We start from the raw sequence: 14,062 nt of genomic DNA on the forward strand, positions 1-14,062 counted from the left end.
CGATATGTACCTTTTTAGCGATGCGTAAGGTGGGGGCCTGACGATGGGTTTTGTGCGTCCGGATACGGCTTCGGTGGATGATTTTGCTCCGCCCTTGGACCAGGATATACGTGATCAGCTTGAGAGAATCCGGGCCAGTCCGGCATTCGACGCTCCCGGCCGTGCTCAAAAATTTCTGTGTTACGTGGTCGAAGAAGCTTTGCAGGGCCGTGCGGACCGCATCAAAGCCTATTCAATTGCGCTCGAGGTCTTTGGTCGCAATGAGACGTTTGATGCCCAGAACGATCCTGTCGTCCGCATAGAGGCAGGCCGGGTTCGCCGCGCGCTTGAACATTATTATCTGCTTGCGGGTCAGAGGAATCACGTTCTCATTACAATACCGAAGGGCGGGTATGTTCCAGCTTTCACCCGATTCAATGCGTTGGAGCCAAGAGGCAGTAAGCAGCCAGTGCAGCAGCACTCCGGCTGGTTCAAGACCAGAACGACGGCCTTAGTGTCGCTTTCTACTGCTGCTCTATTCTTGAGTTTCGGTATCTGGGCCATCGTTGACTGGACGGCCTTCCAACAGTCTCCGGCGAAAGAACAGAGTGACGTCGCTTTTACCACGCCGAAAATCCCCAAGGTTATTGTTGCTCCGTTCGAAGACATCACAGGGACACCAAGCTCAGCCGCTCTCGCTCGCGGCCTCACTGATGAAGTGATCTCTCAGATGGCCCGGTTCAAGGAAATCGTGGTCATTGCGGGAAGTTCGCCAACCATTCCCACTGAAGCTGCAGCGAACGGCTCGGCCACGCCGCTCTATGGGCTGGAGGGCAGGATCAGATTAGACCAAGACCGGCTGCGGCTCTCCGCTCGCCTTGTCAACCAGGCCGACGGCGCTATTGTCTGGACGAAAGCCTATGACGCGCAGCTCGGCCAGCGCGAGATTTTCGACGTCGAGACGTTGATGGCGAGCGAAATCGCGACTGCGCTTGCGCAGCCCTATGGGGTTATCTTCCAGGCCAATCCATCAGAAATTGTTGAAACCGCATCGAAGGATGCCAAGGCTTACGCGTGCACGTCATCCTATTACGAATACCGAGCCAACCTGGGCAAGCAAGCGCATGCCCAGGTTCAAAATTGCCTTAAGCAGGTTGTCTTCGAATTTCCCAACTACGCGACAGCTTGGGCACTATTATCGTTCACCTACTTGGACGACCTGCGGTTTGGCTATCGAGCGAAATTGCCTGGGCAACCCTCGATCGACCTCGCCAGACAAGCCGCAGAAAAGGCTGTTGAGCTCGATCCGCGCAATGTGCGTGCCCTTGAGGCCGAAATGCTAGCCCATTTTTTCCGCGGCGATGTCAACAGCGCGCTGGCCATTGGCGAACGCGCGTTTATAATCAATCCCAACGATACCGAATTCGTGGGTGAATACGGTTTGCGTTTGGCTCTATCTGGTCAGTGGGACCGAGGCTGCGGATTAATCTCAAAGAGTATAGAGCGCAGTCCGGGACCGATGGGATATTTCCAGTCGGCCATGGCGATATGCTCTTACATGCAACAAGATTACCAGGCCGCCGAACGCTTGGCCCAGGCTTCAAACCTCCCGGACAATCCAGTCTATCATCTGATCCTTGCCGCCACCTACGGCCAGACAGGGAAACTTGTCCAGGCACAGGTCGAGCGACGGTGGCTAGAGGCCAATGCACCCGAGGTTCTCCAGGACACGCGCAGGGAAGTGGCGATGCGCCTGATGCGCGCGGAAGATCAGGACCATTTTATGGATGGATTACGAAAATCTGGGCTAGCCATATCCCCGACCCCCGCGTCCGGTTTCGAAGGTCCTGTCGCGGAAGTGCACCTTTCCCGGAACTAAAAGCATTTCATGCTTAAATGAAATCGAATTTTCCGAAAGAAATACCGGCCATTCGCCATTGTCATAAGAAACGCCGACCCATTGACTGGGAAGCAGCCTCGCCGTGGCGGAAATTTTATGCCGCTCCGGGATGAGCGAGATGGCCGACAGCTGTATGTTTTTCTTAGACAATAACGCGCTTAAAACTCCTTCAAACTTTCGGAAACCGTGCGTTCAGACGGTGGCGGCAACTGATAAGGGGAGACCTGAACCCGCACCCACGCAACCAGCAAATCATAGAAAACACTGAGAACGATTGGCCCTAGAAAAAGGCCGATCAGGCCATAGGCGATCGTGCCGCCGATCACTCCCATAAAGATCACCAGCATTGGCGTTGAAAGGCCTCGAGAGACAAGCAGGGGCTTCATGATGTTGTCGATTACGGCGACGGGCACGAGGAGCAGCGTCAAGGACAGCGCATATGTGAAATCCTGCGTCGCCCAGGCCCAGATCACGACTGGCAGGAGAACGAGCGCCGGGCCAATCTGGATAATGCAGAGAATGAGGATGATGAAGGTCAGGCCACCGGATGCGGGAATGGCGAAGAAACGGAGCACCAGTCCTGCCAACAGCGTTTGAACGATGGCAACCCCAATGACGCCACTTGCCACGTTTCGGATCGTGGCACCGGCAAGGCGGATGAACCCGATGCCCCTCTGTCCGGCAATCCGCTCGGCAAAACGGCTGGCACCCCAGGCAAGCTTTGGCCCATGGCCGAAGAAAAAACCCGCAATGATGATCGAGGTGATGAAGCTGAGCAGGCCCAGTCCGATTGCGGCGCTCTTTCCGAGAATGAACCTGCCGGCTTGCACGAGTGTCGGCTGCAGATACTCCAGGGTTCCTGCAAGGTTTGTGGCCGCAAGGTTCCAGGCCGAATATATCCGCTCGCCGACCAGGGGCCAGCTACGCACGGCTTCCGAGGGCGCGGGAAAATGCAGCGTGCCAGTCGTCAGCTTTTCGATCAGCCACTGCGTGGCTTCCACGAAGTTTAAAGCAATGGCTGCGAGTGGTCCGATGATGATACCGAGGCCTACAACCGTGATCAGAAACGCAGCGATGCGCCGGCGCCCGCCGAGCAGCGTGCGAAGGCCTTCGTAGAACGGATAAAGGGCAACGGTCAGGATGGCCGCCCAGATGACGATCAGTATGAAGGGCGCAACTAGCGTATATGACCAGTAGGCCAACAGAACAATGACGGCCAAGCGCACGAAGTCGGTGATACGCGTTTCAATGGTGGAGCGTCCGCTGGCATCCTCTTCGGCGGACGAAATCAGTGTTTCGTCCATAGGTATCTTCTTTCGGTGAAATCTCCGGGAACGTTCAAAGTTGCCTGCCGCCAGACATAAAATTACAGCCGATGCTTAAAGGGCGTGCGGATTTTTCTGGCAGCAGGTGCGAGAAGCGGGATTGGGTTCGAATTGAATACCGGACCGGATCACGCGACAGGTGGTTCCCAGTTGAGATAAAACCCAATGTCACCGGGAACGCCGTTGGGGAAATTGATCACCATGGCCTTCAGCCGATAGCCCTGCGGCTGGGCCACTTCCTTGAAACGGTCGAAAAGTTCTTTGGCCTTGCCCTGCAGGGTCTGAGGCCAATCGGGGTCGGCACTGTTTATGGCGCGACCGCTATCGGTGCAGAAATCGGAGGGGAAGCTGTAGACCAGGGCTTCCATCTTGCCGTCTTTCACGGCTCTCGAAACGACGTTCCGGATGATCGACCGCTCCTGCTCGCCGACATGCTTGTTGAAGAACTCGTCAGCAAATTTCGAGAGCTGCTCACGCTTGAGGTCCCTGAGCTTGTCCTCACGTTCCATCTCGGCCAGCTGCTTCTCAAGCATCTCCCTGCGTAGTTCGTCCGCGCTGGGAACGGGGGCGTTCGGATCAAGGGGTGTCTGCGACATATCAGTGGCTCCTGATTGTTGGTTGCCGAAGAATACGCTCTGACAGAAGGCCCCTGAAGTAACATACGTGAACATCGCTAGTACAATGACTCGTCGCCAGGTGCCCCGAGCTCGAATACCTCGATTCTTCCGACACGGCCTTTGAGTGTGACGAGACCGATCGAGCGGAAACTGAAGGAATCCTTGACGATTTCGTGCACGGGCGCGCTGACGAGGATGGATGTGCTGAACTCCTTGTTCAGTCCCTCCAGTCTTGAGGCGACATTGATGGTGTCGCCCATCGCGTTGTATTGCTTGCGCGAGATGGCACCGAAGCTGCCGACAACGGCGGGGCCGGTATGCACGCCGAAGCGGGTGAGAAGCTCGGGGCGACCGGCCTTTTTGTTCTCGACGTTCAGACCATCAATTTCAGCTTTCATCTCAAGGGCACAGCGGCAGCAGTTTTCCACATGCCGGCTGTCAGCCACGGGCGCATTCCACATCACGAAGATTGAATCGCCGAGATATTGCACGACAGTTCCGCCATGGCGCTCGGCAACCTGGTTTAGGCATTCAAAATAGGCAGACAGGATTTCAACGACGGTTTCGGGCGAGTGCTTTTCCGAAATCGTGGTGAAATCGCGGATGTCCGTGAAGAGCACCGTGACATCCTGCCTACTTGCCTTAACGACGGCTCCACCCGATGGATCGACGATGCGCCGTACCACCTCGCGCGGCACGTAAAGGGCGAACTGCCCGACGGCCCGCTGCGCGGAAGAGAGGGCACCTGCGAGCGTGTTGATTTCGGCAACCAGGGAGTGGGGCGTCTTCGTGCTGATAAGGTCAAGGTCTCCGATCTTCCGCGCCTCGCTGGCGAGTTGGTACAGAGACCGGCTGATCATGCGGGAAAGAAGGATGGAGGCGACGACACCTGCGGCAACGAGTGCGGATGCGATCAGCAGATTGCGGATCAGCAGCCGGTTTGTCTGTTGCAGAAGATCCTCAAGCGGCACCACGATTGCAAGCCGGCTGCCTTGGAACAGCTCTGCGAAAGCGATGGGCGCAATCTCTGCCAGATAGGTTCGACGTTCAAGGTTCAACCGCGTGAGCCCCTCGGACAACGGGAGCGTTTCCGATCCCCTACCGATCACCGGTTCAATCGTCTCATCCATCTTCAAGAGCTCGGATTGGTCGGCCCGTCGACTATCCGTGAGCGTATCGATGATCCTTGCCATGATGGCGGGATCAGAATGGACGACAAGCCGCTTTCGGTTGTCGATAATGAAACTGCGGGCGTTCGATGAGATCGCCTTGCTGTTCAGCAATCGGCCGACAATCTCCAGATGGATATCGACGCCGACGATCACTTGGGCATTACCCCTCATCGGTACGGCCATGGTAATCGTTGAAGACTTGAGAACCGCTGTAACATACGGGCCGACCGAGACAGCTCTGCCATAACGAAGTACCGAGCGATACCAAGGGCGCTGACGGGGGTCGTATTGAGAATCGTGCCGGGTGCGTTCGAAGATCAACCGATCATGGTCGTCGATGAACCGGATTGTCGAGCTGGCGGACTCCTGCCCGCTGTCTTGAGTGATCGACCGCACCGCAAATCTTGCGCCATATGGTGCGGCAAGAACGGCCTTCAATTTCGGATCGTCGCCAATACGGATCGCCTGGAAATAGGAGCCATCGGGATAACCCGTATATATGGTGCTGATATTGGGGGCATTGCGCAGAACCTGCAGCAGGTAATCCTGTTTGGCAGCCAACTCGCCAGGTGGAGGTGACAGCAGCTGGGGAAAAACGGATGCGACTGAGGCGGCCTCGTAGCCTTCCGCCAGGGCATTCCGGTACCCATCGACAACACGCAGGCTCATCTCGCGCATCTGCTTTTCGCCGGCCAGGATCGCCGCATGTCGTCCTTGCGCAAAAGCCATCCAGATCAGCGGAATTGCGACGCACAGAAGCAGCGCCACGACCAATACGCTGAGATGCACCCTGAGTGGCTTTGACCAGTGCACGATAAGACCCACTCGGCATCAGAGGCAGAAGCGCTGGACTACGCGAACTGGATAACCTCGGCACAAGACATGCCCGCAATGTGCCTTGTCCTGACTAGAGCTAAAGGGTCGATAAAAACACCATATTACGCGTTGTCAGTCAGTATACTCCGGTAAGATACGTCCAAGCCCGATGATGACCAGATACACTCTGGTTATCGGAGTTGGGCGAGTTTCATGGCGATCGGGACAGTCTCCGGCGCTGCACATGCCACCGGTGCAAAGACGCAATATTAGCCGGCATGGCTCGAACAAGACGTGACGGTACAAGGGAAGCCAAAGGCATGCGGCAGATCCGGCGCAGCTCCATCAAGGAATACGGTCATGCGTAGAATATTCGCCTATCTGACGATTGCTTCATTTGTCTCGACGTCCGCCTTTGCCGACCCCGCCGTGCTGACGGCCAATGTGAATCTCAGAACGGGTCCGGGGACCGGTTTCAACGCGATGCGGATTATTCCGCAAGGCGAGGAGGTCGACATCAAGGAGTGCGACGCAGGAGCCTCCTGGTGTGCGGTGAGCTATTCCGGAGCGAACGGCTTTGTTGCCGACAGATATCTCAATCAATCCGATTCCAACGCACCGGCATGGCCGAGAGTTTTCACTACCGAAACCGGAGCGACGATTACGCTCTTTCAGCCGCAGATAACCGATTGGCCCGATTTCACCCGGCTGGAAGCGCTCGTTGCAACTGAGCTCAAGCTTTCCGCCGAGGCAAAGCCGATTTACGGGATCATTGGATTCTCCGCCAAAACCGTCGCTGACGATGAAACCGACAATGTCACGCTGACCGACATCAAGGCCACGCGCGTGGAGTTTTCGACACTGGAGCGCAAGCAGCTTTCGGATTTGTCGCTTGACGTGGGCAAGCTCGTGCCCACGGAGCCGATCGTCGTCTCGCAGGACCGCCTGACAGCCAGCCTCGCAAACTACAAGCGGCTCGCCGATGTGACGGACATAAAGTCTGATCCGCCACCGATCTTCACCAGCGAAACGCCAGCGATCCTGGTTCAGACCAACGGCAAGGCGGTTGCTGCACCGGTGAAAGGCGTACAGGGGCTTTCGTTTGTCGCCAATACGAACTGGGATTTGTTCAAGGTCGATACAGGAAATACGTATTATCTTAGAGACGAGAAGAACTGGCTGACATCAACGGCTCTGGAGAGCGGCTGGGCGGAGGCGGACACTATTCCGGATCTTGTTTCCAAACTGCCTGGGGACGAGAATTGGAAAGACGCGAAAGCAGCACTTCCGCCGGTTCGATTTGCAGAGAACACGGTGCCAAAGGTGTTTTATTCGGAGAAGCCGGCGGAACTGATGAACTTCGAAGGAAAGCCAGTTCTCGAGCCGGTGCCGGGCACAGATCTCGAATGGGTGTCGAATACGACGAGCGCCGTCTTCTATCACAAGGCGAGCAAGACCTGGTACACGCTTCTTTCCGGCAGATGGTTTTCGTCGACATCGCTCGATGGTCCCTGGGTCTTCGCGACCACCAGTCTGCCCACCGGCTTTCTGAGCATACCGGACGATGCGTCCTATTCGGCAGTGCGCGCTTCGATACCCGGCACATCCGAAGCGGCAGAGGCACGGCTGAAGGCCAGCATTCCGAAACTGGCGCGCGTGTTGACCGACGGATCGGTGAAGGTTGAGGTGAGCTACAACGGCGAGCCGGAGTTCGAACCGATCGAAGGCACGTCGATGTTCTATGCGGTCAATGCGAGCCAACAGGTGATCAAGGTTGCCGAAAAGTACTTCGTGCTCAAGGATGGTATCTGGTTCGTCGGAGATACCCCGACCGGGCCATTCGCTGTCGCCCGCGCCGTCGCCGATGAAATCTATTCGATCCCTCCTTCGTCACCGGTCTACAACGCCACCTATGTGCGGATCTATGATACCGAGGACGATGCCATCTGGTATGGGTACACGCTCGGCTATCTCGGCGCTTACCTGGCGTGGGATACTCTTGTGTGGGGTTCAGGCTGGTATTATCCGCCCTATTGGGACGATGACTACAATGACAACTGGCCGTCTTATTCCCCGCCGATAAGTTATGGCGTCGGTGCTTTTTACAACCCCGCCTATGGTACCTTCGGGCGTTACGGTTATGCCTACGGGCCTGATCGGGGCCTGATCGCCGGCTCTGCTTACAACCCAAGCACCGGAACCCATATTCGTGCCGGTGCGGTCGCAGGGCCGAACGGTGAGCGCGGGTTTATATCAGCCTATAATCCGCGTACGGGCAACGCCTTCGCAGCGCGCGGGGGGCAAAATCTCTATGGTTCATGGGGAAGCGTTTCGGTCAAACACGGCGGTGAATTCGCACGCATCAGCGGTGGTTCGACGGGCAGTGCCGGCGGTCTGCGCTGGCGCAATTCGGAGGGCGACAAAGGTTTCGTCGTCGGAAGCAAGGGCGGCGACGTCTATGCAGGGCGCGACGGTAGTGTTTATCGGCGCCAGGATGGACAGTGGCAGAAGCACTCACCGGACGGCTGGCAACTAGTGCAGCGCCCGGATGGGGAAAATCTCAAGAACGCACAACAGCGTGCAGCAGACAAGAGACCACAAGCAACACAACGCCTACAGAACCGGGCCAACAAGCCCGCTCCCAGGCGCAACCAGCAGCGCGCTCTTGAGAGGGCGCCGGATCACCTCAATTTTGACAGGACCGGACGGCAGTTCGGCAATCAGTATGAGCTGAACCGCGACTACGGGCGGCGTTCTCCGCAACAGGGTGGAAACTTCCAGAACTACAATCGCGGCGGCGGCAATTACGGCGGTGGAGGTGGTTTCCACGGCGGCGGCGGCCGGGGTGGCGGAGCGATCTATCATGGCGGCGGCGGTGGCCGGGGCGGTGGAGGTGGTGGCGGTCGAGGCGGTGGAGGGCGCGGGCGATGAACGGCTCCGTCTCCCCAAGTTCAGCCGGTGCAGTCCTTTGGCGTTGAAGAGCTGCATGTGACGCGAGAAAACCGCAATGTAGGGTTTTTCCGATCTCCCTTCCATCGGATGGGAGCTCGGCCTTGTGTACGATATTCTGCGGCCCGCGCACGCGGGCCAGCTTCCAGTCAATTCCGCGAGGTTCGCCTCATGCAATCGATCAATACAAACTAGACGACCGAAATTGCGCTCTGCAGGGCGCGACGCGAAGTCCGATCCCTCGTTTCACCGAGACGATGGCCGCAGCACGCCAGCGCGATATGTCGATCTTTCCTTGACGACCCTGTGAACTGTTCTCCTGGATCAGATGGAGAATTCCCCGCACGGCATCATACGGGTGCCGTGCGGTCAGATATCCATCGTTCAGGACCTTTTCTTGAAGACCCCGAGGTTAATGAGCTGCACGCGGCGGTTTTTCGAAGCATCGGGATCAGTGCCTTCGATGGGAAGATGCTCGCCCACGCCGACGGCATATAGGCGTTGCGGGTCCACCGCGAACGTCGTTCCCAGAGCTTCCTTGATGGCGGCTGCCCGCTGATCGCTGAGTTCGAGATTGTGTTTCGCGTCTCCTGTCGCGCTTGAATGACCGACAATCAGGAACTTGTAGTGCCATAGATTCGGGTGGTGCAGGGCGTCGGCAAGCAGGCCGAGAGTGCGATAGGACTTCGGCTGGATGGCAACCGAGTCGTTCTCGAAATTGATCTCGACCACCATCTGCGGCAGCTTTGCGATCCGCTTCCAGTTGGGCAGCGCCGACATCGGTTGACCTCCGCCCTTGATGGCCTCCTGTTGCAGGATTTCCATATCGATAGCGGGGGCCGCCGCGGTCAATTTTCCAAGCCCTTTGACGATCCGCTCCTGGGATACTTCCTGACCGGACGCCAAGTTGGGGAGAAGCACGGCGGTGACCGCCAAAGCAAATGCTTTCGCAAGAATTCTTGTCATCGGCTTATCTCCATCCCGCATCGGTGATCACCTGTTTGCATTCAGCGCTCACGCGCTTCTTTGTCATCAGGCAGGCAAGGACGAAACCGTCCCCTTTAACGCCGGAGCAGCTCTTGGTCATGTCTCGCTGGCAAACCTGTTCGTATGACATCTGTGCCCGTTGGCGCTGGCCGATCGACTGGAACACCGTGGACAACGTCCCTTTGCACGCCGGCGACACCTTCGCCGAGTTCTGTTGCAGGCAAGTGGCAATTCGGCCACCACCGAGATTAAGGCCTTTGCACAGCTTCTGGATGTCTGTCCCGCAATCGTCGGCGAGCTTCGTGACGGCGTCGGCGTAGCTCAAAGTTTGCGCGGATGCCGTCCCGATAAAGCTTATGGAGGCGAGAGCTACCGCCGCCGTTAGATTTCTGATCTTCAACATTTCGTCCTCTTTTCCGTCAGGGAGCCGGCCACGCCAAGCTGACGACAGATTGCCCGAAGTGGGGGAGGATGAAGACGTATGTTACGGTAGGCTTTGGCCGTACTATCGAGCTCTTTGCTGGAAACAGCACGGGGTTTTTCGCTGCCGACGCGCGCGGGATTTTCCAGCGGTAAAATCTGGCCATACCAGATCAGCCGCCATCGCACACATCCCAAAGCTGGTATCAGCTATCGTCGCGCGTAGACCGCTCTGCAGCACATTTAATCGATGTCTGCCCGTGCCCGTTCTACTTCGCGCCCCGTTCAAACACAGCCGTTTCCAACGTATTCTACCCCAGACTACAGCGTAAACTACTTCCATGTCGGGTCCATTCAAATGATGGTTGCACAAACTGACAGTAACAGCAGCATCAAGAACGCGATTGGCGAGTGCTGCCTTTCAGGGAGGAACGGTCATGACCAACGCCGGTATCTACGCCAAATTCCAGGATCTCAGCCCATTCGAAATCAAGGACGAGCTTATCCGCTTAGCGCAGGCCGACAAGTCGGAGCGCGCCTATCTGAACGCTGGGCGAGGCAATCCGAACTGGGTTGCAACGCGTGCGCGCGAGGCGTTCTTTCTGCTCGGGCAATTCGCGCTGACCGAGTCCAAACGTGTTTTCCACGATGACGTTGCCGGACTCGCAGGCATGCCTCCGATGGACGGTTGCCACAGCCGTTTCAAAGCTTGGGTACAAAAGCGAAAAGGCGATCCTGACACGCCAGGCGCCGAGACGCTCGAAGCGGTTGTGGATTTTGCAATACTCAAATTCGCCTTCGAACCCGACCAATTCGTCAACGAGTTGACCGATTCAATCATCGGGGACCACTATCCCGTGCCTGACCGGTCCCTGGTGCACAACGAGGCCATTACCCACGAGTACCTGATGTGGGCCATGTGCGCCGGCCATCGCCCAAAGGAAAAATTCGACCTCTACCCTGTAGAGGGCGGAACAGCTGCGATGTGCTACATCTTCAAGGCTTTGAAGAATGCCCGGCTTTTGAATGCCGGCGATACGATCGCGATGGTCACGCCGATCTTTACGCCTTATCTGGAAATGCCGCATCTCGAAGACTACGCGCTGAAGCAAATTCACATTTCAGCGGATGCCGAGGATCGTTTTCAGCTCACGGATGATGATCTGAAGCCGCTTGAAGACAAGACGGTCAAGGCCTTGTTTATCGTCAATCCCGGCAATCCATCGGCCGTGGCTATCGATCCAGAGACGATGGATAGACTGGTGAAATTCGTCAAGACGAAGCGGCCCGACCTGATGATCCTGACGGATGACGTCTACGGCACCTTCGTCCCGAATTTCGAGTCTGTGATGGGTCACCTGCCGCACAACACCATCGGCGTCTATTCCTATTCCAAGTATTTTGGCTGCACGGGTTGGCGTCTCGGGGTCGTCGCGGTTGCCCAGGACAATATCTTCGACAAGATGATCCGCAGCCATCCGGAGGCGACCCAGAAGCTGCTCGACAAGCGCTATCAGGCGCTGACGCTGACGCCGCGCGACGTGAAGTTCATCGACAGGATCGTTGCCGACAGTCGTGACGTGGCGCTGAACCACACCGCCGGCCTTTCGCTTCCACAGCAGGTGATGATGTCACTGTTCGGTCTCGTGGAGATGATGGACGTCGACAAGATCTATCAGAAGGCGTGCATGGCCATCTGCCAGCGCCGCTTCGAGAAGTTGATGAACGGGATGGGGATCGAGTTTCAACCTCGCCCCTACTTCGACCGGTACTACGGCATTATCGACTATGAATTCTGGGCGCGGAAATATGTCGGCGATGAAGTGACCGACTGGATGAAGGAAAACGTTCATCCGCTCGATATTGCCTTCAAGCTCGCGGAGGATCACGGCATCGTGGTTCTCAACGGATCCGGCTTCGAGGCGCCGAACTGGTCGGTGCGCGTCTCCTTCGCCAACCTGCCTGACGAAGCCTACGATTCTATCGGGCGCGCAATCCGTGCAGTCGCGCGCGGTTACCTGCAGGCGTATCGCGCAGCAAAGGGTGAACTGGCACAACCGTAGCCAGCTCCCAATATTGCGATTTCACCTTGAATGGTGAGGTCGCAACTGTCGTGAGGACCCGTCCATAGCCCAGTCAGGAGATCATATCATCATGTTCGAATGGTTCGCCTCAACGCTTCAAAAATACCCAGAGATTGCCCTCTTCCTGTCACTCGCAATCGGCTACTTCGTTGGCAAGTTTACTTATAAAGGACTTGGCCTCGGTGCGGTCACGTCAACCTTGCTTGCCGCCGTGATCATCGGACAACTCGGAATTACCATCTCACCGAACGTTAAATCGGTCTTCTTTCTGATGTTCCTGTTTGCCGTCGGATACGGCGTCGGTCCGCAATTTGTACGCGGCATAGCATCCGACGGTCTGCCTCAGGCCGCCTTTGCTGTTGTCGTCTGCATCTATTGCCTGGCCGTCCCGGTCATCATCGCGATGCTGGCGGGTTATGATGTCGGCTCCGCCGCCGGTCTCTACGCAGGGTCTCAAACGATCTCGGCCTCCATGGGTCTAGCTACCGATGCGATTAACCGTACCGGCCTGCCGCCGGATCAGGCGACTACGATGCTGAACGCAATGCCGATCGCCTATGCGGTAACCTATATCTTCGGTACAGCGGGTTCGGCCGTTATATTGGGTATCATCGGCCCTAGACTTCTCGGCATCGACCTCGCGGCCGCGTGCAAAGATTACGAAACACGCCACAGCGCTGCAGCCGAATTGGGTGGGGCAGGATCGGCCTGGCATCGCTTTGAACTACGGGCGTACCGGATCAAGCCCGGTGGTCCCGTCGTCGGCTTGACCGCGACGCAGGCTGAGGCACTCGTACCCAACGCACGTGTCTTCATTGAACGCTTTCGCCGGGATGGTTCGATCCAGGAAGCAGCCCCCGACACAACTTTAAAGGCGGGTGACATCGTTGCTTTGGTTGGCCCGCGGGAAGTTCTCGTCGATGTGCTGGGTCACGAAGCTGAGGAGGTCAATGATCCCGAACTGCTGAATGTTCCAGCCGAAGGTGTCGATGTGTATGTCACAAGTAAGGAACTTGATGGCAAACCGCTCTCCGAGATTGCCAAGCTGCCGCTCGCCCGCGGTATCTTCCTGCGAAAGATCGTTCGGGGCGCGACTGCAACAGTCATCCCGATTCTGTCGAATACGATCATCCATCGCGGCGACATCCTGACACTTGTCGGCCGGTCGAAAGACATTGCGTCGGCGACAAAAAACATTGGCTATGCCGACCGTGCCACCGACGTTGCCGATGTTGCGTTCATCGGCGCTGCGATCACCTTGGGTGCGCTGATTGGCTCGCTCGTGTTGAATGTCGCGGGCGTCCCGTTGACGCTATCGACAGCAGGTGGGGCGTTGATCGCCGGTCTGGTCTTCGGTTGGTTGCGATCCGTGCGTCCGACATTTGGACGGATACCGTCATCGACCGTGTGGTTCATGAACTCGGTCGGGTTGAACATCTTCATCGCGGTGGTCGGCATCAGCGCCGGACCCGGGTTCGTGGCGGGGCTCAAGGAGCTCGGCGTCAGCCTCTTCCTGTGGGGCATGCTTGCCACCTCAATTCCGCTCATACTGGCGATGTACACGGGCAGGTATCTGTTCAAGTTCGATCCGGCCATTCTGTTCGGGGCATGCGCCGGCGCACGCACCACAACTGCGGCCCTCGGAATGATCACGGATGCTGCCAAAAGCCAGGTGCCGGCACTGGGCTACACAGTAACCTACGCCATTGGCAACACACTCCTGACGATCTGGGGAATGGTGATCGTAATGCTGCTTGCTTAACCGCTTGACGGTGGCTGCAATCCGCATTGCGGCCACATCATATCGTCGTAG

The 14,062-nt window shown here is 57.2% G+C and carries 9 protein-coding genes; 4 read left to right on the forward strand and 5 right to left on the reverse strand.

The window, feature by feature from the left end; all coding sequences use genetic code 11:
* The first annotated feature begins 43 nt into the window (after positions 1 to 43).
* Entirely contained in the window at positions 44 to 1,858 is a 1,815-nt protein-coding gene (locus tag R6X40_RS25105) for a hypothetical protein (RefSeq protein WP_318417139.1), read from the forward strand.
* Positions 1,859 to 2,037: 179 nt separating this feature from the next.
* Here the strand turns inward: R6X40_RS25105 and R6X40_RS25110 are convergent, their stop codons facing one another.
* The 3 genes from R6X40_RS25110 to R6X40_RS25120 all read right to left on the reverse strand — a co-directional run bounded on the left by R6X40_RS25110 (position 2,038) and on the right by R6X40_RS25120 (position 5,806).
* Entirely contained in the window at positions 2,038 to 3,183 is a 1,146-nt protein-coding gene (locus R6X40_RS25110; RefSeq protein WP_318417140.1) for an AI-2E family transporter, read from the reverse strand.
* Between the two features lie 149 nt (positions 3,184 to 3,332).
* On the reverse strand, positions 3,333 to 3,800 hold the full coding sequence (locus R6X40_RS25115) for a hypothetical protein (RefSeq protein WP_318417142.1): 468 nt from the start codon (positions 3,798 to 3,800) through the stop codon (positions 3,333 to 3,335).
* Positions 3,801 to 3,877: 77 nt separating this feature from the next.
* Complete coding sequence (locus R6X40_RS25120; RefSeq protein WP_318417335.1) at positions 3,878 to 5,806, reverse strand: adenylate/guanylate cyclase domain-containing protein; 1,929 nt, start codon at positions 5,804 to 5,806, stop codon at positions 3,878 to 3,880.
* 363 nt (positions 5,807 to 6,169) lie between these two features.
* Between R6X40_RS25120 and R6X40_RS25125 the strand changes: the two genes are divergently transcribed.
* Entirely contained in the window at positions 6,170 to 8,740 is a 2,571-nt protein-coding gene (locus tag R6X40_RS25125) for an SH3 domain-containing protein (RefSeq protein ID WP_318417144.1), read from the forward strand.
* A 402-nt stretch (positions 8,741 to 9,142) separates the two neighbouring features.
* Here the strand turns inward: R6X40_RS25125 and R6X40_RS25130 are convergent, their stop codons facing one another.
* On the reverse strand, positions 9,143 to 9,724 hold the full coding sequence (locus R6X40_RS25130) for an OmpA family protein (protein WP_318417146.1): 582 nt from the start codon (positions 9,722 to 9,724) through the stop codon (positions 9,143 to 9,145).
* 4 nt (positions 9,725 to 9,728) lie between these two features.
* Positions 9,729 to 10,148 carry a hypothetical protein gene (locus R6X40_RS25135; RefSeq protein WP_318417148.1) on the reverse strand — a complete coding sequence of 140 codons (420 nt, stop codon included), beginning with the start codon at positions 10,146 to 10,148 and terminating at the stop codon, positions 9,729 to 9,731.
* 454 nt (positions 10,149 to 10,602) lie between these two features.
* Here R6X40_RS25135 and R6X40_RS25140 point away from each other — a divergent pair, with 454 nt between their 5' ends.
* The gene (locus R6X40_RS25140) at positions 10,603 to 12,228 is read left to right on the forward strand and encodes a bifunctional aspartate transaminase/aspartate 4-decarboxylase (protein ID WP_318417150.1); all 1,626 of its coding nucleotides are present in this window, start codon (positions 10,603 to 10,605) and stop codon (positions 12,226 to 12,228) included.
* Between the two features lie 91 nt (positions 12,229 to 12,319).
* Positions 12,320 to 14,011, forward strand: a complete 1,692-nt coding sequence (gene aspT / locus R6X40_RS25145; protein ID WP_318417151.1) for an aspartate-alanine antiporter — start codon at positions 12,320 to 12,322, stop codon at positions 14,009 to 14,011.
* Positions 14,012 to 14,062 lie beyond the last annotated feature (51 nt).

Source organism: Rhizobium sp. PL01, from assembly GCF_033447125.1.
Lineage (GTDB): Bacteria > Pseudomonadota > Alphaproteobacteria > Rhizobiales > Rhizobiaceae > Pararhizobium.

Coding starts and splice junctions, on each gene's coding strand:
- R6X40_RS25105 (WP_318417139.1), top strand. CDS start 44: ATGGGTTTTGTGCGTCCGGATACGGCTTCGGTGGATGATTTTGCTCCG.
- R6X40_RS25110 (WP_318417140.1), bottom strand. CDS start 3,183: ATGGACGAAACACTGATTTCGTCCGCCGAAGAGGATGCCAGCGGACGC.
- R6X40_RS25115 (WP_318417142.1), bottom strand. CDS start 3,800: ATGTCGCAGACACCCCTTGATCCGAACGCCCCCGTTCCCAGCGCGGAC.
- R6X40_RS25125 (WP_318417144.1), top strand. CDS start 6,170: ATGCGTAGAATATTCGCCTATCTGACGATTGCTTCATTTGTCTCGACG.
- R6X40_RS25130 (WP_318417146.1), bottom strand. CDS start 9,724: ATGACAAGAATTCTTGCGAAAGCATTTGCTTTGGCGGTCACCGCCGTG.
- R6X40_RS25135 (WP_318417148.1), bottom strand. CDS start 10,148: ATGTTGAAGATCAGAAATCTAACGGCGGCGGTAGCTCTCGCCTCCATA.
- R6X40_RS25140 (WP_318417150.1), top strand. CDS start 10,603: ATGACCAACGCCGGTATCTACGCCAAATTCCAGGATCTCAGCCCATTC.
- aspT (WP_318417151.1), top strand. CDS start 12,320: ATGTTCGAATGGTTCGCCTCAACGCTTCAAAAATACCCAGAGATTGCC.